The sequence below is a fragment of the Lactobacillus sp. ESL0703 genome, assembly GCF_029433435.1.
In the GTDB taxonomy this organism is placed as follows: domain Bacteria; phylum Bacillota; class Bacilli; order Lactobacillales; family Lactobacillaceae; genus Lactobacillus.
In genome coordinates, this window is the sequence record NZ_JAQTIB010000003.1 from 94,636 (window position 1) to 117,574 (window position 22,939).

Annotated in this window: 24 protein-coding genes and 1 riboswitch; of the genes, 9 read left to right on the plus strand and 15 right to left on the minus strand. The window is 40.4% G+C overall.

The window, feature by feature from the left end:
- Positions 1–7: 7 nt before the first annotated feature.
- Genes PT278_RS05470 through trpX form a run of 3 tightly spaced genes read right to left on the minus strand, consistent with a single transcriptional unit; the run spans position 8 to position 2,677 of the window.
- Complete coding sequence (locus PT278_RS05470; protein WP_277130826.1) at positions 8–787, minus strand: ATP-binding cassette domain-containing protein; 780 nt, start codon at positions 785–787, stop codon at positions 8–10.
- Positions 777–1,679, minus strand: a complete 903-nt coding sequence (locus PT278_RS05475; RefSeq protein ID WP_277130827.1) for an ABC transporter permease — start codon at positions 1,677–1,679, stop codon at positions 777–779. Before PT278_RS05475 ends, PT278_RS05470 begins: the two co-directional genes overlap by 11 nt.
- The gene (gene trpX, locus PT278_RS05480; RefSeq protein WP_277130829.1) at positions 1,676–2,677 is read right to left on the minus strand and encodes a tryptophan ABC transporter substrate-binding protein; all 1,002 of its coding nucleotides are present in this window, start codon (positions 2,675–2,677) and stop codon (positions 1,676–1,678) included. The genes PT278_RS05475 and trpX overlap by 4 nt, the downstream gene beginning before the upstream one ends.
- A gap of 427 nt (positions 2,678–3,104) precedes the next feature.
- On the opposite strand from trpX, the gene PT278_RS05485 reads away from it, so the two are divergent.
- The 4 genes from PT278_RS05485 (at position 3,105) to PT278_RS05500 (ending at position 5,593) form a co-directional block, all read left to right on the plus strand.
- Entirely contained in the window at positions 3,105–3,548 is a 444-nt protein-coding gene (locus tag PT278_RS05485; protein ID WP_277130831.1) for a LytTR family DNA-binding domain-containing protein, read from the plus strand.
- Positions 3,545–4,006: a DUF3021 domain-containing protein gene (locus PT278_RS05490; protein ID WP_277130833.1), complete on the plus strand. Its 462-nt coding sequence runs from the start codon at positions 3,545–3,547 to the stop codon at positions 4,004–4,006. Before PT278_RS05485 ends, PT278_RS05490 begins: the two co-directional genes overlap by 4 nt.
- A 103-nt stretch (positions 4,007–4,109) precedes the next feature.
- Positions 4,110–5,117 (plus strand): choloylglycine hydrolase family protein, encoded by a 1,008-nt coding sequence (locus tag PT278_RS05495; protein ID WP_277130835.1) that lies wholly within the window; start codon positions 4,110–4,112, stop codon positions 5,115–5,117.
- A 152-nt stretch (positions 5,118–5,269) separates the two neighbouring features.
- Positions 5,270–5,593, plus strand: a complete 324-nt coding sequence (locus PT278_RS05500; RefSeq protein ID WP_277130837.1) for a hypothetical protein — start codon at positions 5,270–5,272, stop codon at positions 5,591–5,593.
- Between the two features lie 49 nt (positions 5,594–5,642).
- On the opposite strand, the gene PT278_RS05505 is transcribed toward PT278_RS05500, so the two are convergent.
- The 5 genes from PT278_RS05505 to coaA all read right to left on the minus strand — a co-directional run bounded on the left by PT278_RS05505 (position 5,643) and on the right by coaA (position 10,221).
- Entirely contained in the window at positions 5,643–6,407 is a 765-nt protein-coding gene (locus tag PT278_RS05505; RefSeq protein WP_277130839.1) for a ChbG/HpnK family deacetylase, read from the minus strand.
- A gap of 15 nt (positions 6,408–6,422) precedes the next feature.
- Entirely contained in the window at positions 6,423–7,841 is a 1,419-nt protein-coding gene (locus PT278_RS05510; protein ID WP_277130841.1) for a PTS transporter subunit EIIC, read from the minus strand.
- A 34-nt stretch (positions 7,842–7,875) separates the two neighbouring features.
- The gene (locus tag PT278_RS05515; protein ID WP_277130842.1) at positions 7,876–8,373 is read right to left on the minus strand and encodes a PTS glucose transporter subunit IIA; all 498 of its coding nucleotides are present in this window, start codon (positions 8,371–8,373) and stop codon (positions 7,876–7,878) included.
- A 240-nt stretch (positions 8,374–8,613) separates the two neighbouring features.
- Positions 8,614–9,186: an elongation factor P gene (gene efp / locus PT278_RS05520; RefSeq protein WP_277130843.1), complete on the minus strand. Its 573-nt coding sequence runs from the start codon at positions 9,184–9,186 to the stop codon at positions 8,614–8,616.
- A gap of 120 nt (positions 9,187–9,306) precedes the next feature.
- Positions 9,307–10,221 carry a type I pantothenate kinase gene (gene coaA, locus PT278_RS05525; RefSeq protein ID WP_277130845.1) on the minus strand — a complete coding sequence of 305 codons (915 nt, stop codon included), beginning with the start codon at positions 10,219–10,221 and terminating at the stop codon, positions 9,307–9,309.
- A 95-nt stretch (positions 10,222–10,316) separates the two neighbouring features.
- On the opposite strand from coaA, the gene PT278_RS05530 reads away from it, so the two are divergent.
- On the plus strand, positions 10,317–10,877 hold the full coding sequence (locus PT278_RS05530) for a GDSL-type esterase/lipase family protein (protein WP_277130847.1): 561 nt from the start codon (positions 10,317–10,319) through the stop codon (positions 10,875–10,877).
- A gap of 41 nt (positions 10,878–10,918) precedes the next feature.
- Here PT278_RS05530 and PT278_RS05535 read toward each other — a convergent pair whose 3' ends face one another.
- Positions 10,919–11,365, minus strand: coding sequence for a GNAT family N-acetyltransferase (locus tag PT278_RS05535; protein ID WP_277130849.1), 447 nt, complete (start codon positions 11,363–11,365; stop codon positions 10,919–10,921).
- 12 nt (positions 11,366–11,377) lie between these two features.
- Positions 11,378–13,672: an RNA polymerase recycling motor HelD gene (gene helD, locus PT278_RS05540; RefSeq protein WP_277130851.1), complete on the minus strand. Its 2,295-nt coding sequence runs from the start codon at positions 13,670–13,672 to the stop codon at positions 11,378–11,380.
- 152 nt (positions 13,673–13,824) lie between these two features.
- Between helD and PT278_RS05545 the strand changes: the two genes are divergently transcribed.
- From PT278_RS05545 to thiW, 3 genes are all read left to right on the plus strand, one after another.
- Positions 13,825–14,436, plus strand: coding sequence for a matrixin family metalloprotease (locus tag PT278_RS05545; RefSeq protein ID WP_277130853.1), 612 nt, complete (start codon positions 13,825–13,827; stop codon positions 14,434–14,436).
- A gap of 20 nt (positions 14,437–14,456) precedes the next feature.
- Complete coding sequence (locus PT278_RS05550) at positions 14,457–15,101, plus strand: histidine phosphatase family protein (RefSeq protein ID WP_277130855.1); 645 nt, start codon at positions 14,457–14,459, stop codon at positions 15,099–15,101.
- A gap of 64 nt (positions 15,102–15,165) precedes the next feature.
- Positions 15,166–15,257, plus strand: a riboswitch (TPP riboswitch).
- A 64-nt stretch (positions 15,258–15,321) separates the two neighbouring features.
- Complete coding sequence (thiW, locus tag PT278_RS05555; RefSeq protein WP_277130857.1) at positions 15,322–15,831, plus strand: energy coupling factor transporter S component ThiW; 510 nt, start codon at positions 15,322–15,324, stop codon at positions 15,829–15,831.
- A 54-nt stretch (positions 15,832–15,885) separates the two neighbouring features.
- Here thiW and PT278_RS05560 read toward each other — a convergent pair whose 3' ends face one another.
- From PT278_RS05560 to deoC, 5 genes are all read right to left on the minus strand, one after another.
- Positions 15,886–16,956, minus strand: a complete 1,071-nt coding sequence (locus PT278_RS05560) for an ATP-binding protein (RefSeq protein WP_277130859.1) — start codon at positions 16,954–16,956, stop codon at positions 15,886–15,888.
- A gap of 117 nt (positions 16,957–17,073) precedes the next feature.
- Positions 17,074–18,372, minus strand: a complete 1,299-nt coding sequence (locus tag PT278_RS05565) for a pyrimidine-nucleoside phosphorylase (RefSeq protein ID WP_277130860.1) — start codon at positions 18,370–18,372, stop codon at positions 17,074–17,076.
- A gap of 17 nt (positions 18,373–18,389) precedes the next feature.
- Entirely contained in the window at positions 18,390–19,337 is a 948-nt protein-coding gene (locus tag PT278_RS05570) for a sugar-binding transcriptional regulator (protein WP_277130861.1), read from the minus strand.
- A gap of 176 nt (positions 19,338–19,513) precedes the next feature.
- Positions 19,514–20,701, minus strand: coding sequence for a phosphopentomutase (locus PT278_RS05575; protein WP_277130862.1), 1,188 nt, complete (start codon positions 20,699–20,701; stop codon positions 19,514–19,516).
- A gap of 18 nt (positions 20,702–20,719) precedes the next feature.
- On the minus strand, positions 20,720–21,373 hold the full coding sequence (deoC, locus tag PT278_RS05580) for a deoxyribose-phosphate aldolase (RefSeq protein ID WP_277130863.1): 654 nt from the start codon (positions 21,371–21,373) through the stop codon (positions 20,720–20,722).
- 259 nt (positions 21,374–21,632) lie between these two features.
- Here deoC and PT278_RS05585 point away from each other — a divergent pair, with 259 nt between their 5' ends.
- Positions 21,633–22,826 carry a nucleoside transporter C-terminal domain-containing protein gene (locus PT278_RS05585; RefSeq protein ID WP_277130865.1) on the plus strand — a complete coding sequence of 398 codons (1,194 nt, stop codon included), beginning with the start codon at positions 21,633–21,635 and terminating at the stop codon, positions 22,824–22,826.
- Positions 22,827–22,939: the final 113 nt, after the last annotated feature.

The window sequence follows — 22,939 nt, forward strand, 5'->3', positions numbered from 1 at the left end:
TTCATAATTAATCGTCATTATCACTAAAAGCGGTCATTAGTTCGTCCAAATTCAGCTTTGCCTTTTGCTCATTGTCAAGGTCAGCTACCACTTGACCCGAGCGTAAAACCAGCAGTCGATTGCCATATTTAAGCGCATCTTCCATGCTGTGGGTAATCATTAAGCAGGTTAACTTTTGATCGGTCACAATCTGACTGGTTTGAGCCATTAACTGCCGACTAGTTTTGGGGTCTAGCGCAGCCGTATGTTCATCTAATAAAAGAATATCTGGGCGCTTAATCGTCGCCATTAAGAAGCTTAACGTCTGCCTTTGACCACCTGACAGGTGTTCAGTTGGCGTGTCCAACTTATCAGCCAGCGAATTACCCATCTGAGCTGCGATTTCACGCAGTTCTTCCCGATGAGCCGCCAACCTGCGCAAGTGTAATCCGCGCCGCTCGCCCCGCTTTTTAGCGAGCAGAATATTTTCCGCAACCGTCATTCGCGGTGCCGTTCCCATCTTAGGATCTTGAAAAACGCGACTGATAAAGCTGGTCCTTTTTTCAACTGATTGGTGGGTAATTTCCTGTCCCTGATGCAGTATTCTTCCTGATGTGGGAGTAATTAACCCACTAATCGTGTTAAAAAGCGTTGATTTACCGGCACCATTAGCACCCACAATGGTAATAAAATCGCCTTGATTAATCGTCAATGTCAAATCACGTAAAATTTTTGCTTCTGCCGGCGTGTGCTGGTTAACAACGGTTGTCACTTTATCTAAAGTCAAAACTGCCTGTTTACTTTCCATTTTGGCTCACTCCTTTACGTAAAATCCCATCCAACTTTAACGCGTGCCGCAATTTCGGCAGCATTAGACAAACTGCCAAAATAATAGCCGAAATCAGGTTAAGGTCATTAGTTGAAAAGCCTAATTGCAAAACAATCAACAAGACAAACCGATAAATAATACTACCTAGGATAACGGCAATTAACCGCTGATTAAGCGTTAAATAGCCAAAGACGACCTCACCAATAATAATTGAAGCTAAGGCAATTACGATAATTCCAATGCCCATATTGGTATCTGCATAACCATTATTTTGCGCAATTAACGCACCAGCCAGACCAACCAAGCCGTTAGACAAGGTCAATCCTAAAATTGTCATATTATCGGTATTAATCCCTAGTGACCGCGCCATCATCTGGTTATCACCCGTTACAATGAAGGCTTGCCCTAAATCAGTTTCTAAAAATAGGGCAATCAAAATAGTAATTAGAATAATTGTCCCGCCGCCAATTAATACACTGTCGAAGTACCGCGGAAGAGTTTGGAAGATTTTAGCTGAGAAAAAGGTCTTTTGCCCTAGTAGTGAGACGTTAGAACCACCCATAATCCGCAAGTTAACTGACAGACAGCCCGTCATTACCAAGATCCCTGCCAGCAGAATTGGAATATTGCCTTTGGTATAGAGCAGTCCAGTAATTAAACCGCCAGCCGCACCGCCTAAAAATCCTAGAAGTGTGGCAACGAGCGGCGATACTCCCTTAGTAATTGCCGTTACCGTAATAGCCGCGCCTAACGGGAATGTTCCTTCAACCGTCATATCTGCAAAATTCAGTATGCGGAATGTTAAAAACAAGGCAATCCCTAGTAGAGCCCATAACAATCCTTGCCCAATGCTTGAAGTTATTAAATTCATTCGATCACCTTCCCATTTTGTCTAGCAGCACGAACAATCGCTGCTGGAATTTTAATATGTAATTTACGCATTTCCTTTTCATTTATCATGTAGTAGCCGCTTTTGACTGTGGCAACCGGATAAGTTGCCGGATTCTTGCCGCGCAAGACTTTGGCAGCCATCACACCCGCAATTCTGCCCATCTCTTTCTGACTAATAACGTAAGATGCGAGACCGCCATCAGGCATCATCGTCTCTGCACACGGAAAGATCGGAATATTGGCATTGTTAGCAACATTTACCAGTGTCTTCATTGCCGAAGCCACGCCATTATCTTGCGGGGCATAAATCGCGTCAACTTGGCTTACCATCTGACTAGCTACTTGCTGAAGATCATTGGTGTTGGCAATGGTATACATTTTTGGGATCAAACCTGCTCTTTTAACAACTTGTGCAAATGCTTGAGCATTGGTCTGCCCGCCATGATCCGATGAAGTATAGATGATACCGATTTTCTTAGCCCGTGGCATAATTGCGTGCAGCAAAGCAAATTGTTTAGAAACTGGATTAAGACCAGAAGTCCCTGTGATATTGCCGCCGGGATGCGCCTCACTTTTGACTAAACCACTGGCTGCTGGTGTCGAAATTCCTGCCAAAATAATTGGCGTTGTTTTCGGAGCACTATTGGCTAGAGCCTGCGCCGCCGGTGTCGAAATTCCCACTAAGAGTGAATCTTTATTAGCCAGCTGCTGGGACATTGTTTTTAAATTGCTTTGGTCTCCTTGAGCATTTAGAAAATCAATTTTTAAATTTTTGCCGGTAGTTAATCCCTCTTCTTTTAGTCCTGCGACTACCCCGTGATGAATTTGGTCAAGTGCTGGGTGGGTCATCATCTGCAGGATGCCGACATGGACGACCTCTGATTTAGATGCTGTTTGACTAGCAGTTCTAGGAGCTATCGCCAAGTCAACTCCCAAAAACAGTAGAATGGCACTGATAAATGCGAGCATTCGTTTCATTTTTTCTCCTTAGTTTTTGTTAAATCAGGGCTTTTTGACAACAAAAAAAGGCAAACCAGCACTTGCTCTGGTCTGCCCTAAGGACACAAAGCCTGCTGCACGTTTTACCATGCAAACAAACTTCGTCAAGTTAAAAGTAGTCAGCACGGATACAAACTGTTTGCCAGATCGTATCCGTTCAAGACGATTACGATCAATCCTGCTGGCTTTGCCAACTCTTATTCAGGTTTAATGTGAACGATTGAATCATAATTATTTCCTTTCTCCAATAAATTATCCTAAGTTTATCTCATTTTACGTTAATGTCAAGAATTTTTAAAAGCCCATTAACCACTTATCCTGCTAAAAGACCCGTTTATCCTCAAGAGATAGCAATTTAAGCAAAAAGCGAATATATTTAAAATATCAACAGAAAGGAAGTAATGCAATGCTCGTAAAATTTAACATAAATCCCCAGTTTCAGCCAACTTGGATTGCCATCAATACGGATAAGAAAACCACTAAGCTAGAAAAGATGGCCTGTTCCATCAGGCATCTAGTTAACGACTGGCAAATTCAAGGAAGTAGAAATAACCAAATCAAAATGATTCCCCTTTATGAAATTACCCGCTTTTACACTCAAAATAAATATGTTGTCTGTGAAGCAGACGGTCAGACTTACCGCATAAAGCCAAGAATATATGAATTAAATAACAGTTTGCCGCCAAATACGTTTATTCAGATTTCCAGCTCTGAAATTGTTAGTCTTGCAAGTATTGACAGTCTATCCTTAACCAAGACTGGCTGCTATCAGGTTAATTTAACCACTGGCGAAACAACTTTTACCTCAAGAAGATATATGCAAAAGTTAAGAAAGGAATTTTTACAATGAAATTATTTAAAAAAATTATCCGTTATGGTTGTTCAGGTATTCTCTCAGGCATTGCTATTGGCTTTGTTATTGCCCTGTGCTGCAATCTTATTGACCAAACAAACTACTTTATGCCATCAAATCCACCGTTCTTACACAGATTTTCTTCTGTTACTTTAGCAACTTTAATCTCAACAATTCTCTGGGCCATGATGGGCTTTCTAGGTGGGGCTTCTGCTCTTATCTTCATGCAAGAGAAGTGGAGCATTACCAAGCAAACGGTTATTCACTTCATTGTGACCTTCTGCTTGTTTACACCTCTGGCAATTTTAGCCGGTTGGTTCCCGCTAAACTTCTTGTGGCTCAGTCTTTATACCCTCGTCTTTGTCATTGTTTACGCCATTATTTGGTATACTTCAATGCTTAAAGCAAAAAAGCAAATCAGTAAAATTAACCGCGCAATCAAAGAAAACAATTAACAGCAATTATTAGTTTCATCTTCTTGAATCATCTTACTAAAACTCCTATAATCGTTTCTTATAATCTTAGAAACATAATATTTTAATTTACGGAGGAAAACCAATGATTGGTTGCAGTAGTTTTACACTAGAAACTAAGGACAAAAAGCACTTTTTGTCACGAACAATGGACTTTATGATGGAAATGGCTGAACAAGTCGTTTACACACCTATCAAGAAAACTTTCAAAGTTGCTTACAGTGTTGAGCAAGAAATCACTAGCAAGAGAGCCTTTATTGGCTTAGGAGAAATCCAGGAATACGACAATGCCCCAGTAACTTTTGACGGTGTTAACGACAAGGGACTTATGGGTGCGACCCTGTACTTCCCTGGTTATGCCAGCTACCATGAAAAGGCACAAGCTGGTACTTGGGCAGTCTCACCTGACAAAGTGATTTCTGTAATTTTGTCACAAGCTGCCAACTTAGATGAAGTGGCCGAGCTTTTCCAAAAGCAAATCACCATTGTTAATGATGCCAACCCAACGCTTAAAGCTGTCTCACCGCTGCACTTTATCTTCTCAGACACAACTGGTGCCAGCCTAATCGTTGAACCCGAAGAAGATGGCGTTCATATCATCAAAGATTCAATTGGTGTCATGACCAATAGTCCTGATTACCGCTGGCACGAAACTAACTTGCGGAACTACTTATCAGTAACACCTAAGCAACATGACGATGTTAACTTCTTAGGTAAAACATTAAAGCCATTCAGTCAGGGTTCTGGTACCTTCGGCTTGCCAGGTGATTACACTCCTGTTTCTCGCTTTGTTAGAACTGCCTTCATGAAGAACAACGTCGAGCAGCCAGCTGATGAAACTGCTGCTGTCAGCCTTGCTCACCACATGCTTGAACCTGTCAGCATTCCTCGCGGAATTGTTGTTACACCCAACGACACCTTTGATTACACTTGTTATAGTGCCTATATCTGTGCCGAATCCAGAAGCTACTACTACTCAACTTACAATAACCAACGGATTCGCTGCGTGCGCTTAACTCCGGAATTATTACAAGAAACAGATTACAAAGAATTCAAGGTCAACCCTAAAGAAGACATTGACTACATGAATTAACAAAATCAAAGCTTAGTCATTAATTCGGCTAGGCTTTTTTGATGTCGACTTTTTCAACTGTCAATTAGTGATTCTAGTTTTCACTACAAAAGTGCTAAACTGTATTTAAATAAAAAATATTTACTTAAAATTATTGTTAAAAGGACAGTATCATGAAAAAGTTTTATCAAAAATTGCTAACAGCACTTACCACTATTCTAACTATCTGCGCATTAGGCAGTGGTGCAATTAGTTCTGCTAACTCCACTCATATCGCGCAATCTAATCGCACAACAATTGTCAAAGCAGCTAATCACAGAGCTACTGCAAGATCTAATCGCCAAACCTACACCGTTTATATCGCTACAAAATCTGGGAAAAAGTACCACACCTCACGTTCTTGTCCAACTTTAAGAAGGTCTAAGGGTCATATTAAGAAAATTTCGCTTAGTCGTGCAAAAAGATTGGGCTATACCCCATGTAAAGTATGTCATTAAATTAAATAACCAAAAAAGCTATAACTCATAACAAGTTATAGCTTTTTTATTAACTCAATTCTGTGTAACGAACCAAGTGAATTTGCTTTTCGGCAAGCTGGTCTGGCAATTGCGGATCACACAAGAAGGCTACTTCTTGGGTACGCGGAATTGTCAAACTTGATTGCTGCATAATACTTTGGTCTAAAAATCCGGGATGGCAAACCATCATTGGCACGTCATCAGCAGAACTTTCCACCGCAAAATCAACAGCATGTGCAAAAGTACGGTAAGGATCATAATTCGGCTTCATGCTATCCATGAAAGTCGTAATTGTCGTTTGCTTCTTAAATTTGACTGGATCTAGCTCCAAATCAAATGGCAACAGCGGCAAGTCATGCTTCTCAGCTACAATCGCCAATCCTTTAAGCAAGTTGTTACTGTAGACCGCATGTGCTTCAAAGTAATCAGGTTTCTTATTCGTCAGTTCCAAAAAGCGTTGGTACTGAGCTTCAATTTCCATGACTACTTCGTCCAAATTAACTAAGTCATGGTCAGCCTGGCGATATACCTTTGACGGTTTAAAAGAACCATCGGCAGTCACCAAACTCGGAATTAGTTTAGGATCAGTAATTGGCCGGCCTGCACAAATTACCGTGTGCATCCCTAAATCAAAATCAAAACCTTTTAACAAATCCAAGCCGTGAACAGTATCAGCCATGTTAACCATGACCCCAACATTGTTGATGATGCCGTTTTTTACTGCTTCATAAATACCATAGTTGACACCCTTGGAATAACCCAAGTCATCAGCGCGAATAATCAAGTTGTGCATCAATGTGCTCCCTTCTTAATTCTTAGTCTTTGGTTCAACTCCAATAATGTAAGTTGCAATTGCGGCAACTAATAATGCAATGACACCACTAATTATCCCGTTAATCAAGTTAGTCGTTGAGCCGCCAACATAACCGCTTAGGCACATAAAGTTAGCAACTGGTACAACTACATAAGCTGATACGTGAGTTATTGCCGCATAAATACCACCAGCAAAACCACCAAGCATCATGCCGATAAATGGGCGACGATACTTAATTGCTAAACCATATAATGCTGGTTCGGTAACACCACCGATTAAGTTAGCAATGAAGTAGCTGAATGCCAAGGATTTTTCTTTCTTATCCTTTAAACGTAAGCTGGCACCCAAACTCATGCCGGCAACTGCCATACTGGCTGCAATTGAACCGAGTAAAATAAAGTTATCGTGTCCTGTCTGAGCAACAATCGTAATCATCGCACTAATTAAGACTAAGTGCATCCCCGTCATGACGAGCAATTCCCAGAAGGCACCAATTAGACCGACACCAATAATAGCTGCAATACCGCCTAATTGACCAAAGGAAATAATTCCCTTAGAAACATATTCACCTAAGAATCCGCCCAAAGGCCCTAAGATGCAGAGTGCCAGCGGCAACATAATGGCAATTGTTAAGGTTGGGGCAAAAATCGTTCTCAGTGAAGCAGTAATGTGCTTGTTAAAGAAGCGTTCAATATATGACATAATCCAGACAGATAACAGGATTGGCACCACTGTGCTGGCATAATTAGTCAAATGCATTGGCAGACCATAAACCGTAAATGGTTTTCCAGCAGCCACAATCTTAACTAAACCTGGATCCAGCATAATTGCGCCCAAGAAAATCCCCAAAATCGGTGATGTATTGAACTGCTTAGCAGCAGTATAACCAATTGCTATCGGGAAGAAGTAAAACCCTGCATCCCCAACAAAAGTAAATAATTGGTATAAATCGCTGTGAACTGAAATCACGTTCAACATTGTTGGTCCTAAGACAGCAACCAGCATTTTAAACATTGAAGCCGCAATTAACATTGGAATTAGCGGGGTTAAACTGCCGGCAATTTTATTTAAGATTGCATTACCAACAGATTTCCAAGTCCGCTTCTCTGGTTTATTAGCAGCTGCTTGGTCTAAATTCTCATTAACTGGTGCAGCAGAAGTCAAGTTGCCTTCTGCAACAACGGCATCATAAACTTCATTAACCGTCTGACCAATCACGATTTGGTATTGGCCGCCTGAACGGGCAACGCCAAGTACGCCGCCAATCTTCTTAACTTCGTCGTCCTTAGGAACATTCATATCCTTCAAATTGAACCGCAACCGCGTCATACAATGTGTAACGCTGGCAACATTGCTGCTGCCGCCAACAGCTTGGTCAAGCTGCTTCGCCATTTCTCGGTAATCCTTACTCATTTAATTCTCCTTTGATGTTAAGTAAGCTAAATAATTACTGGTTTTGCTTAACAAGTATGTCTTGACTGGCAATTTGCGTGCCAAAGTCCTTCGTCTTTGTCCAATTTTGATTGGCTGGTGCTAATTTGGTAAAAATCACCATCGTGGTCAAGTCAGCATTGTTTGCGGCTAACTTTTGCCGATCAAGCTTAATTAATTCTTGTCCTTGTTCAACGCTATCGCCTTGTTCAATCAGAGCCGTAAATCCTGCACCGTTAAGATTAACTGTATCAATCCCAATATGGATTAAAATTTCATCGCCAGCTGGCGTTACTAATCCAATTGCATGCTTTGATTCTGGTAATGACACAATTTCACCAGCAACTGGGGCACTAACCGTATCCGCATCAGCTGCCAACTTAATTGCAAAGCCATCACCCATTAACTTTTGTGAAAAAACCGGGTCATCGACCGTACTCAGGTCAGTAACTACTCCTGCTATTGGTGCAGTCACTTCAAACTCTGGCTTTTTCTTCTTTAAAAATCCAAACACAATTTTCCTCCCATAAAAAAACTCCCTGAAACAAGCTATTAGAAAGTATGCTAAAAATACTTAGCTAATGGTATGCCTCAAAGAGCAATAACCCATTATTAAACCCCTGCAGCTATGCGCAACTGCAAGCGTTTTTAATAACAACACCTAGATATTTTACCGCAACCAATGTCAATTACAAAAATTTACGCACAGAAAAAGCCGCAGCCAATTAAGCTGCAGCTTAAAACTCACATTATGTTACTTATTGCCTTCAGCTCTTGACTTGTAAACACCACCATCTGTGTTGATTACTAAGTCTTCACCTTCAGTAATAAAGTCTGGCACTTGAACAACCAAGCCAGTTTCCATTGTCGCTGGCTTACCTGAGCCAGTAACAGTTGCACCCTTAATTCCGGGTTCGGTCTGAGCAACCTTCATCACAACTGTTGACGGCAGTTCAACCCCTAGTAATTTACTGCCATTGGCAAATTCCAATTGAATTTCAATATTTGGAATTAAGTAAAGCTTGTCGTCGCCCAATTGGTCACCGGAAACTTCGTATTGCTCGTAAGTTTCATTGTCCATAAAGGTATAAGTGTCACCTTCATTATATAGATATTGGGCTTTTTTCTTGGTAATGTCGACCAAATCAACTTTTTCTGTTGGCCGCATTGTCTTATGAACAACTGCGCCGCTTTCAACGTTACGCAGATCCATTTGCATTACCGTATTGCCCTTGCCGGGTTTGTGGTGGTTGGCCTTTAATACCCGAATTAATTTGCCGTCTTGGCTAAAAACCATACCCTTTTTTAAGTTAATTGCTTGTACCATGTTTATACTCCTTTAAATTTTTAAAATTTTTAATGCCTAAATTCAAAGTCATTCACGCTGGAGGTAACGTGAATTTTTTAATCAATAATAAATAAATCTTCATGACCTTAGTATAGCAAATTAAAAGTGTCTCAGGTAGATTTGATCGATTAAATGTCCCTCAGTTTTATGCAAAATCAAACTTGCCCGCTGCTTAGTCGGCGCAATATACTCACGCAAATTAACTAAGTTAACCATCTGCCACGTCTCTTGAGCTAACTGCAGGGCATCTTCTCTTGGACCATTAGCCATTTCGTAATAAAAATTATTTGGGTTGTTTTTGTTCAGCTCTAATACCCGAACAAAGCGCTGCATGAACCATTCTTCAATTAATTCTTCCGCAGCATCAATATAAATCGAAAAATCAAAAAAGTCGCTGGTAACAATCTGACCATTGGTCGGCAATTGCAGCGTGTTAATCCCCTCGATAATTAAAATATCTGGCTGCTTAACATGACCATATTGCCCCGGCACAATATCGCTCAACTCCTGCGAATACAGCGGATAGACAATATCCTCCTTGCCAGACATCACATCCTGCAAAAAGTTGGTCAACAAATTCATGTTGTAGCTTTCGGGGAAACCCTTGCGCTCAAACAAATTCCGCCGCTTCAATTCCTGATTGGAATAAATAAAGCCGTCGGTTGTCATTAAGTGCACTTTTAGGTCTGGATAAGTCCGACTTAATAATACCTGCAATAACCGCGCGGTTGTTGACTTACCTACAGCTACCGACCCTGAAATGCCAATAATAAAGGGAGCTGCTGCCACATTTTCGTGTAAAAATTCACGCTGCTGGTTCTGCAGGGCACTTTTTTCCTGGTAAACTAAATACAAATACTTAATCAAGCTGCCGTAAATTTCGCGGACATCTGTCAAATTGACCACATCGCCTAGGGACTTAATCTTTGTCAATTCATCCTGACTAATTTTAACCTGGTCGCCCGCGGAAAATGATGCCCACTGGTCCCGATTAAACTGCAAATAATTTTTCATTTAATTGTCCTTCAATTCGTTTTCTTATATTATAAAGTAAATAAATATTAACACCAAAATGTTTTGGCTTTAATAAAAAACGAAAAGAGAACTAAATGAAAAATATAACTTTATTTGGCGACTCGTTATTTAACGGGTACCGTAATGGACGCGACACTAACTTAATCACTGCTGGTTTACAAAAAGCTCTTGGTAGCAACTTCCACGTAACCAATTTTTCCCAAAGCGGCGCCACGACCGCTGACGGCTTGATGCGACTGCCGCTAATTGATGACGATGCCGACCTTGTTGTCTTGGAATTTGGCACTAACGATTCGGCTGCTACTTGGGGGTTGCCAAGCAATCTTTACGCCCAAAATTTACAAAAAATGATTACGACAATTGGTGCTAGCCGCATAATTCTTGTTGGGCCAGCTTATCCTAACCCAAGAAATAAGACAATTATGCAATATTACACGCAGGAGACTTTGGACCGCTATAACAAGGTTGCACAACAGGCGGCTCTCGAACACAACATTCCCTTTATTGATTTAATTGCTGACTTTAGTAAACTGCCGCAGATTGAGTCCTACTATCAAACAGATGGGCAACACTTTTCTGACTTAGGTAACGAGGTTTTAATTAATCTAGTAGCTAGCGCAATTAAAGAAAAATAGGCAAACAAAAACTCACGTAACTAACGTGAGTTTTTTAATTATTATAGTTCGTAATACATCATTGTATGCTTAATGCCAGCCTCATCAAACGGCTCGCCCTGGATCTTGTAGCCCAAATAATCATAAAATGGCTTAGCCTGCCACTGCGCGTGACAATACAAGCGGTCGGCACCGTGCTCTTTTAAGTAAGCGTGGACTTGCGCCATCATTTTACTACCTAGCTTTTGACCGCGAGCTGCCTTGGCAACGGCGACCCGACCCAACATCCACTTACCATCTTCTTGAAAAATCCGACAAACAGCTAATGCCATGGTCTGATCCTCATTTAACAAGTAAACCTGGATAGCAGTCAAATCTTCATCGTCCAATTCTGGTACCGTGATTTCTTGTTCGGTTACAAAAGTATTGATCCGCAAGCGGGCGATACAAAACATTTCGCGACCGGACATCTCGTCAATCTTTTTAAAAGTAAATTTTTCCTGCGCCATCAGCACTGCCTCCTATTTTTCCTCATACGTCTGCGGGTCAACCGCGAGTAACGGGCTCTTTTCTCCCGTATAAATCAAATCGAGCTTGTACATTGCGCGTGAAGTAATTGTGTAGACCAGTTGAATTTCGTCTGCCTGATTGTAGCTAGCCTTAGAAGCATCCCACATAACAACCGCATCAAATTCCAATCCCTTAGCTAAGTACGACGGAACAACTAATGTACCCTCAACTAGTCGCTGGTTGGCAGTCGCAATTAATGTTGCCTTAACGCCGTCATCTTGCAATTTTTGGCTGACAAACTTGGCACTTGCCAGATCTTTAGTAATAATTGCCGTGGTCATTTTGCCAGCAGTATTATCTGTTAGAACCTGCTCTAAAACGGCAATTGCCGCATCATCATTCTCACGTTTCCAGAAGACAGGCTTAGGACCTTGACGATTAAAGGACTCAATCTTTTCGCCTTGTCGTAAAACTTGCTTGGTAAAGTCGGTCAATTGCTTAGTTGACCGGTAGGACTTGGTTAATTGCACCACGGTCGTCTTCTCTGGGTCAAACAACCCACTAATCTGCTTTAACAGGCTGCGGCTCTCATCTTTAGTAAAAATCGCTTGGTTCAAGTCGCCGAGCATCGTAAACTTGGCCCGCGGGAAGTTATACTTCAAATAACACAATTGAAACGCCGTGTAATCCTGAATTTCATCAATAAAGGCATAACGCATCTCATAATTAACGTGCCGACCGGTAATTAAATCATACAGATATAAATAAGCCGAAACGTCATTCATGTGGATATAATGCTTTTTAAAGCTGGCCTTCACATCCTCAACGTGCTTAGCCCAATCACTAGCACTAATCTGCCACTTATTCAGGTCAGTCATTTTCGGCACTGCCCGCAAAAAGCTCAAATATTGCGCCCGCATATTAATAAAATTATTACGGCGAATCTGCTGGTAAACCTTGTCCAAGGCCTTAACTACAATCTTGCGGCCCAAGAACTTTTCTTCTTTTTCTTCTGATTCAAATTCTTGGTCTGGACGGTCATAAAGGGCATTTAATTGTTCCTTACTCAAACTTTCAATGGCTTCTGACACCCAAGGCTTCTTAGTTTCCGCGTTAATCTTGCGGTTAAGCATCTTAATCAGTTCTTCACGCGTTGCGTCAATCCGATTATTTAAATTATAATTAGAATTATATGAATAGTAAAGCTCGTTAATCTTTTCTTTAGCAAAGAATGGCCGCTTCTTATTCCGGAAAAAGATATCCTTAAAGACAACTCCCTGCTTGTTCAAATGCTTGGCATAACGCGTTACCAGCTTAAAGAAAGCAGTAGAATCCTTAAATTTACCAATTGCTGTATCAGCAGTCTGATCCTCAAACTGGTCAAACAGGTTTTCTACGTCCATCCCTGGCAACCGCCGCGCCACGAACTGCCAATAAGTCATTTGAACCATATTTTGCTCGCCCATTTCCGGCAGCACATTTTTAATATAGTCATTAAACAATTGGTTAGGACTAAACATAATCACGTCGCTGCTGGTCAAGTTGCCCCGATACCGGTAAAGCAGGTAGGCAATCCGCTGCAGAATCGCTGATGTCTTCCCTGACCCCGCGGCTCCTTGGACAAACAGCAAATCAGCGCTAGTGTTTCTAATGATTTTATTTTGCTCACGCTGAATTGTCGTTACAATTGATTTCATCTGGGTGCTGGACTTTTCACCCAGCACCTCTAAGAGCATTTGGTCACCGATTGATTCATTGGTGTCAAACATGTTTACAATTTGACCATCTTCAATCATGAATTGCCGCTTCTTCGTCATATCAACGGTAATTTCACCATCCGGCGACAGATATGAAACCTGCCCTAGCTTGCCGTCATAATAAATTGAAGAAATTGGTGCCCGCCAATCATAAATTAAGAAGTGGTTGTCCTTGTCCGCAAATGAACCCAAACCAATATAAATTGTTTCCGGTTTTTCATTGCCTTCTTTAAAATCCACCCGGGCAAAATACGGTTTCTTTTCCAGTCGTTGAACCGTTCCTAACTGCTTAGCAGAATGCTGCCAAGCATTCTCACGTTCATCAAGCAGTTGCTGCTGCTGGTGGATCGAGAGCGCCGTTTCCATTGAGGTGGAATAACCATCATAATCTAAGCGGACATCATCAAAGAAGTGCGAATTGAGGTTCCGCGCTTCACCTTCAGCTGACTTAATTGCCGCAGTTAATTCTCCCCGCCGCTCCTTAATCATTTTTAAGATAGCGTCGAGATGCTTCTGTTCAAACTGTTTTTCATCCATCGCTTTTGTCATAAAGTCACCTGTTCTTCAAAACTTGCATACTATTTTAACATGAAACGAACTTAATATATAATTCTTAAAACTCTTTTACTAAGATTATTAAAAACTAGTGAAAATTAAGCAATTTGCTTCTATAATTTTTTATATTGGAGATGGTTTTTATTATGAAAAAGATTTTACACTTTTTACGTAAATTATCTTGTGCATTAGTCGCTGGGATTTCTCTAGGCAGCGTGTATATCCCGGCTATCAGTCCTGCTAATACACCCAGCCATGTCGTCTTAGCTAAGACACATCGCGAAAAAACTGCTAAAAATGCAGGCAAAAATTGCCACTGGTCAAAAAATTCCGCCAAAGTTTATCTTGATTTGGCGGATAACCAGCAATTAACTCAAGCCGCTCAAGATGCCATTAGTGCTTGGAATGATACTGGCAGTTTTACTTTTACTGAGACTAATAAGAAGAAAAATGCACAGATTACAATTGAGCCGATGTTTGACCCCGACACAGATGCCGCTGGGCAAGCAAGCATTACCTATAATCCCAAGACTAAATTGCTTAGTAAGGCAAAAATCCAATTAAATGTTTATTATCTGCAGAATTTTATATATTATTATACTTATCAGCGAATTGTCAATACTGTTGAACACGAATTGGGACACGCCATCGGGCTCAATCACAATAAAGGCAAGTCCGTCATGTATCCCGCGGGCTCTATTTACCCAATTGAGCCACAAGATGTCGCAAAAGTTAAACAAATTTATCATGAAAAATAATTAAAATAAGGAGTTTAAAAATGAAGCGAATTTACATTGTCCGTCACGGACAAACTTATATTAACCGTTACAACAAGATGCAGGGCTGGTGTGATACCCCATTAACTGAAGACGGCATTGCTGGTGCTGATAAAGCGGGCGAAACACTTAAAAATGTTCCCTTTGACATTGCCATCTCTAGCGACTTGAAGCGAGCAAGTGATACCTGCGACATTATCATTAAGCACAATGTTAACCGCGACGAAATCCAACATCTTGCAACTCCGCTGTTCCGCGAACATTTTTACGGCTACTTCGAAGGAATGGATACCGACATGGCCTGGCAAATGATTGGCGGACCGCACGGCTATAAGACCCACTATGATCTGTTCAAGAACGAATCAATTGATACGGCAACCGACTGGATTAAGGAAGCTGATCCGTTTCATGATGCGGAAAATGCCAAGGAATATTGGCACCGCCTTGACCAGGGCTTTGACCTAATCAGTCAGCTTGATGGTGCCGAAAACATTTTATTGGTAACTCACGGCTTTACTATTCGCAGTATTGCCGACCGCTTTGGCGATTTCGACGTCAGCTGCGGTCCACGTAATGCGTCAATTACCATGATGACAATGACTGATAAGCAAAGAAAAGTTACATCATATAATCAAATGAAACTATAAGAAAATAGAATTTGTGCTTTCTTTTTCATCGTTGAAAGTCTATAATCAAATTAACATTAATATACAAGAGTCTATGGGGTGCTTATTTAAGCTGAGATTAAACCCATGAACCTGATCTAGATAATACTAGCGCAAGGGATAGGCTAATTAAGCAAAATCCCATTCGCTATGTGCGAATGGGATTTTTTTGTAGACGCTTGTTAGGAGTAGGGAGTTAGAAATGACTAATAAGAGAAAACAGACAGAAAAACTTACTATTTTGGCAATTATGATTGCACTAGACGTGGTATTATCCCCCATCTTTCGCGTGGAAGGAATGGCACCAATGTCTAGTGTTATCAACATTATTGGCGCCACCATGCTGGGGCCTGTTTACGTGACAATTATGGCAACCTTGTGCGGAATTATCAGAATGTTAATCATGGGAATTCCGCCGCTGGCTTTAACTGGTGCCATCTTTGGTGCAGTATTAGCCGGGATTTTCTATAAATTAACCGGCAAAATTTGGGCAGCTTGTCTTGGCGAAATTATCGGCACCGGAATTATCGGCTCGCTGCTTTCTTACCCAGTCATGGTCTGGTTCACAGGCAGCTCTAATAACCTATATTGGTTCGTCTACACCCCGCGTTTTATCGGGGCTGCTATTATTGGATCAGTAGTTGCCACTATTGTTCTATTAAGCCTAAACAAGGCAAAGCAATTCCAAAAAATCCAGCAACTATTTTTCTAGAAAAAACGACAGCTCTTTATAGGGGCTGTCGTTTTTTACTAAGAATAATTATAATTAATAGCCCAAATAATATACCGAATCTGGATTTTGAGTTTGCTTTAAATATTCACCAAAAAATGGCAACGTATAATCAACATAACCATGACCACTTGGAGTAATTAACTGCCGCTCTAATGCTCGACGCCGATATTGTGAGACATAACCCTTAGTCTTTTTCATTTTGGCAACAACATCACTGAACTTACAATGGTCATTAACATTTATCAAATATTGACGGTCATTTTCCGACAAGCCCATTAAAATCTTTTGATAAGCATTCTCAAAAAGCTTTAGTTGATATTGTACTTTAACTTCATTTAATACTTCTATAGTTGGTTCACGGCCATTTAACTCTTCAAAATACAGCCAACCCAATAATTGAAAGCCATACGAGTAACCCTTAGTCATCTGTGCCATTTTGTTTGCAACAGTTAAGGAGCACGCAAAAACTTTTTGATAAGTATTCACCATATCCGCAGCGTTCAACGACATCATCACTATTTTTTCTGAACGCAGCAAAAAAGTCAGTTTATCTTCATTTTGAATATCCAAAATAAAGTCAGGCAATCCGGTCATTACAACGTAAATTGGATATTCAGCTCGCTTAAGTGAATTATAAACCTGGGCAAAATCTTGAATTGCCTTAGAATTAGTTACCTCATCAATCGTGACAACCACAAATTTTCCTTGTTGCTTAATTTCGGACATTAAGTCTTCCAAAATCTCATCAACTTCAGGAACCTCAATTTCGCGACTAACTGATACACCACCCAAACTCAAAGAATTAATACTGTTAAATAGCCTATTTGCTTTAGAGTGAACCTGATGATCTAGCTTATGTGCCAAGCTCGTTAAAATCCCATTACGATTAAGTAAATCAACATAATAACAATTATCGTCTTGTTTAAATTGTTTAGCTAATTGTGTTAAATATGCTGTTTTGCCAGAACCACGGACACCGGTAACAAAAAACGATCGTGAAAATTGGCTTTCCTTAATTAATTTTACTAAATCATTTACCTGTTTGTTTTTATCCAAAAAAATTGGCGGTACATCACCAAAAGTCGGATTAAACGGATTAATCATAAATTCTCCTTTTAGACTTTTTTAGACTTTGATTTTTATTTTAGACTTTTTTAGACTTTTTGCCAATAAAAATAGCGTCAATCAGACTGGCGTGCAATCTAATTACGCTATTTTTAATTATTCAATTACTTCATAAATCATTTGGTAAGGCTTAGCCTCATCCGCAATTTTGATGCAATTGTAAAGCATCTCTTGAACTTCAGCAACATCTGAACTATCGGCATGAATTGTCAATAAGGATTCGCCCTTCTTGACCTTGTCGCCAACCTTCTTATGCAATTCGATCCCAACACCATAGTCAAGCTGGTCGTCGGCCTTTTCACGACCGCCGCCAAGTTTCATGCTGGCAATTCCAACTTCATCAGCTGACAATTGTGCTAAGTAACCATCTTGTTTAGCAGGCAATTCAATTTCAAATTGTGCGTGTGGCATAACACTGTAATCATCGATCACCTTGCTATCGCCGCCTTGAGCAATTACCATTGCCTTAAACCGAGCTAAAGCTGAACCATCTGCAATTGTTTCTTCAAGCATCTTACGAGCTTCTTCAACTGTCTCTGCCTTTTGTCCCAAGACAACCATGTGACTGCCAAGGGTTAGGACTAGGTCAAGTAAATCTTGCGGGCCATTACCCTTGAGCAAATCAAGCGTTTCTTCAATTTCTAAAGTGTTACCGACCTTATTGCCTAGCGGTTGATTCATATCAGAAATCAGTGCCATGCACTTCATGCCAACACCCTTACCAATTTCCACTAAGGCATGAGCTAATTCTTCGGACTCCGGCAGAGTCTTCATAAATGCGCCAGAACCAGTTTTAACATCAATTACCAACGCGTCAGTTCCTGATGCGATTTTTTTACTCATAATTGAACTGGCAATTAGCGGAATTGAATCAACAGTATCGGTTACATCCCGCAAAGCATAAATCTTCTTGTCTGCAGGTGCGATATTCCCTGTAGCACCAATGATTGCCAACTTTTCGCGTTTGACTTGATCGATAAAGTCTTGCTCGCTAATTTCTACCTTGAAACCAGGAATTGCTTCCAGCTTATCAAGCGTACCACCAGTATGACCTAAACCACGTCCAGAAATCATTGGTACCGGAATCCCAACAGCTGCAACCATTGCGGCCAGCGGCAAACTAACCTTGTCGCCAACACCACCAGTTGAGTGCTTATCAACTTTAATCCCCGGAATCTCAGACAAGTCCAAATGATCGCCGGAATTCATCATATCTAGGGTTAACGTTGAACGCTCATGGTCAGTCATATTATTAAAGAAAATCGCCATCAACAACGCGCTTGTCTGATAGTCCGGAATTTCACCGCTGACAACACCATCAACAAAGAATTGAATTTCAGCGTCGGTTAATTCTTGCTTATTTCTCTTTTTATCAATTATATCTACCATTCTCATGGCTTCTCACCTCATTATTAATAGGTGAGTAATTCTTGTGCAATTGCCTGATCTAAAATAAGTTCGTTTGCGTATCCTGCTTTAATAACGGCGTAGACAACCGGCGCTTTTAAAATGCCACTAGCAACTAAAATCGAATGTTCCTTAGATTTTAAATCACTCAGTTCAATGCCGACAGTACGTTCATCAAGCCCGCGACTAACAATATTACCATCACGATCAATAAAGCGTGAGACAATATCACCCACTGCCTTTTCCTGCAGCTGTTTTTTCTGCGTTTTATTGAAGTAGCCTAATTGAAACAGCAGCGCATCTTTGCGCACCGTGCCAACACTATAGACCGCAATGTTTGCGGCCCGGCCAAGCTGTAATGTCTTGTTAATAAAACGATCTTTTTCAACAATTTCTTTAGTAACTTTATTATCAAAAAATGGCGGCAACGGTAAAAAGTGTGCAGCCGCACCAAGAGCATTGGCAAATTCGGTCACACTCTCATCAGCGTACGTCTCTTCATTATTGATATTGACGCCGCCCTTGAGCTGAACAACCTGCACGTCAGAAACAGCGCGCTTTTCCAAGTTGGTTGTCACCACATGCATGGTCTTACCCCAGCCGAGGCCAACAATATCATGCGGCTTAATCAAGCGCATTAGATATTGTGCCGCATAAGCACCAACACCATTAAGAGCCGTTAATTCACCATTAAAGTTACTGGGAACAACTGAAATTTTACAATTAAATTTCTTCGATAAACGATCACTTAAATGGTCACCGTTAATTAATGGATTAGAAATTTGAATCTTAACCACTCCTGTTTCACGGGCTAATTTTAATAACCGTGAAACCGTCGGCCGTGATAGTCCAACCTGTTTTGCTATTTCAGTTTGATCCAAGTCATCTTCATAATAAAGTCTAGCAATGGCCGCACTCTGTGCCAATTTCTTTTTATCATATTTATCAGCCATTTAATTTCTCCATTATTATCGTAATTATTGCTAACAGACTTCAGTCTAATAATTTTACCATAATCCTGTCTAAAACCAACTTATATATTAAAGCATGGTGCTAGTAAACAACTGATAAACATTGATTTCATTACTTAATCACTAAAACTGGCTACAAAAGAATTACTCTAATATTTTTATTGCAAATCATTTAAAAAACTTGTACCAACATCATTGCCCTTAACACCAAAATTGGCCAAAACCGTCGCACCAAAATCAGAGAAGGTCTCACGCGTACCTAAGCTTCCAGGGTTCTTCATACTTGGCGAATAAGCAAGCAGTGGCACATACTCTCTGGTGTGGTCGGTTCCCTTGTAAGTTGGGTCATTACCATGGTCAGCTGTAATGATTAACAAGTCATCATCATGCATGTTGGCCATTACAGTTCCTAACCGCTTATCAAGTGCCATTAAGGCTTCACCATCACCAGCTGTATTGCGGCGATGACCATACATGGCATCAAAATCAACCAAATTAATGAAACAAAAACCAGTAAAGTCTTCTTTCATTACATGGTCCACATGATCCATCCCGTCCATATTGCTTTCATTATGGTAATTTTCATCAATCCCGTGACCTGAAAAGATATCCATTGTCTTACCAACGGCAATTGTGTGGTATCCGGCATCTTGCAAATAATCCAAAACTGATTTTCCAGTTGGTTCTAGGGTAAAATCATGCCGGTTAGCAGTTCTAGTAAAGTGACCCTTACCACTGCCAACATATGGCCGCGCAATTATTCGACCAACACGATACTTAGGACCATTGACCAAACTTCTGGCATAACGAGAAATACGGTAAAGTTCCTCAACCGGAATCACGTCTTCATGAGCTGCAATTTGCAAGACTGAATCACCAGAAGTGTAGATAATCAAGTCACCTGTTGCCATTTGGTGCTCGCCCAATTCGTCAATAATCTTTGTCCCGGATTCTGGACGATTACCGACAATTTTACGACCTGAAAATGCCGCAATCTTGTCTAATAATTCATCAGGAAAGCCATTCGGGAAAAAGCTCAATTCCTGCATTACCGGCATTTCCATCATTTCCCAATGACCGTCAAGACTATCCTTACCAACAGATACTTCTTTCATCTTACCGAAGTAACCTACCGGCTTATCTTGAACAGGAACACCAGCAATTGGCGTGTCCCGCAAGTTAGACAAACCTAACTTGGCAAAATTAGGCAACTTTAATTCGCCCTTAAAGTACTCGCCAATATGGCCCAAGGTGTCAGCACCAACATCATCAAAATCAGCGGCATCTGGTGCTTCACCAGTACCGATGGAGTCCATTACTAACCCAAAAATACGCTTATATTTCATTTTTAAGCCTCGTTATAATTAAGACAAAATTTGCAACGTTGCACTAACACCCAAACGACTAGCACCTGCATCAATCATTGCCATTGCTTCATCGTATGAATGAATACCGCCGGATGCCTTAACACCTAAACGGTCACCAACAACTTCACGCATTAATTTAACGTCTTCTACCTTTGCACCTGCAGAACTGAAACCAGTTGAAGTCTTAACAAAGTCAGCACCTGCTTCTTCACTAAGTTCACAAGCGCGTACTTTTTGATCGTGGTTAAGAAATGAAGTTTCAATGATGACCTTGAGTAACTTGTTCTCTTGGTGAACAGCTGCAACTACTGCCTTAATATCAGCAAGTACGGCTTCATCATTACCAGCAATCAATTCGCCAATGTTAATTACCATATCAATTTCTTCAGCACCGTCTGCAATTGCTTTTGTAGCTTCAAATGCCTTTGCCTCGCTGCTCATTGCTCCCAAAGGAAAGCCAACAACGCAACAGGTATTAACATCTGAACCTGCTAATTCTTCAGTGACAAGCTTTGCCCAGTAAGAATTAACACAGACAGAAGCTGTATTGTATTGCTTTGCCTCGTTACAAATTTGGATGATATCCTCCTTAGTTGCATTTGGTTTCAAAAGTGTATGATCTAAATATTTTGCTAATGTTGTTTTATCCATATTTAACAACTCCTTTCGCCTAAAGTATAACTCATTTTTTACAAATGTAAATGCTTTTACCTGAACATTTGTATAATAGGCTCTGCTAATGAAAATGTTTACTTTTTGAACATAATTTCAATAAAAATATTTACAATTGATAAAAATAATGGTACACTTAATAGCAATTAATGTAAGCGCTTATTAGTAAAGCAATACGTTAATACAATAATTAATTTTGAATAGATATTTATAGTTACAAGTAAGAGTAGGTTAAAATATGCAATTTTTATTTTTACTAACTGGTCTAGCCTTCGTATTCGTTATCGGTTGGCTTGTCAGCAATGATCGTAAGCACATTAAATACCGCAAAATGGCTGTAATGTTCATCTTGCAATTAATAATTTCATTTTTATGTCTCAAAACTTCCGGCGGAGTCAGCACGATGGCAGCCATTTCCAATTTCTTCAGTTGGTTAATGGTTCAAGCTGCTGGTGGGGTCAACTTTGTCTTCGGCGGTCTGGTTATTCAAAAAGGCGCTTCGGTTTTCTTTCTTAACGTTTTGATGCCAATCGTGTTCATTTCTGCACTAGTTGGTATTCTTAACTACCTCAAGATTTTACCGTTCATTATTAAGTGGACCGGATTTATTCTTAACAAATTAGCTGGTATGGGCGAACTTGAAAGTTACTTTGCCGTATCAACTGCAATCTTAGGTCAACCCGAAGTTTTCTTAACGATTAAAGATATTATTCCTAAGCTTGATGAAAAACGGCTCTACACTATTTGTGCCTCAGCCATGAGTGCCGTTTCCGCGGCTGTGCTCGCTTCATACATGCAGCTTGTACCCGGCAAGTTCGTAGTAACTGCCGTCTTTCTCAATATCTTATCTGCCTTAATTGTTTCTTGTATCGTTAATCCATATGATGTCTCAGCTGAAGAAACCATTTCAGTTAACAACATTGAAACTGGTGTTGAAAAAGAACCATTTTTCCAAGTTGTCGGCAATTACATTCAAGACGGCTTCAAACTAGCTGTTACCGTTGCTGCTATGTTAATCGGCTTTGTTGCCCTAATTACCTTTTTAAATAATACTTTTGCCCTGATTTTCCATATTAGTTTTACCAACTTCTTGGGTTATATCTTTGCCCCGATTGCCTACCTGATGGGTGTACCTGCAGCAGACATTACCAAAGTCGGCGGATTGATGGCAACCAAGATTTTAACTAACGAATTTGTGGCATTAGGTGAATTAAATAAAATTGCAGCTACTCTGTCACCAAAGGCAAATGCAATCATTTCTTCTTATCTAGTATCATTTGCCAACTTTAGTGTTATTGGGATTATTACCGGTTCAATCAGATCTATCAGCCAAAAATCCGGGACCTTAGTTTCTAAATTCTCAATGAAACTACTCTTAGGTGCGACTTTGGCTTCAATCCTAACTGGTACGATTGTTGGACTTTACTTCTAACTTAGATACAAAAAGGAATTCATCCTTAAAGGTGAATTCCTTTTGATTAATACTCAAGTAGTCTATCAGATCTTAGAAAACATGCTATAATGACTTTAAGAATAGTAGTACAT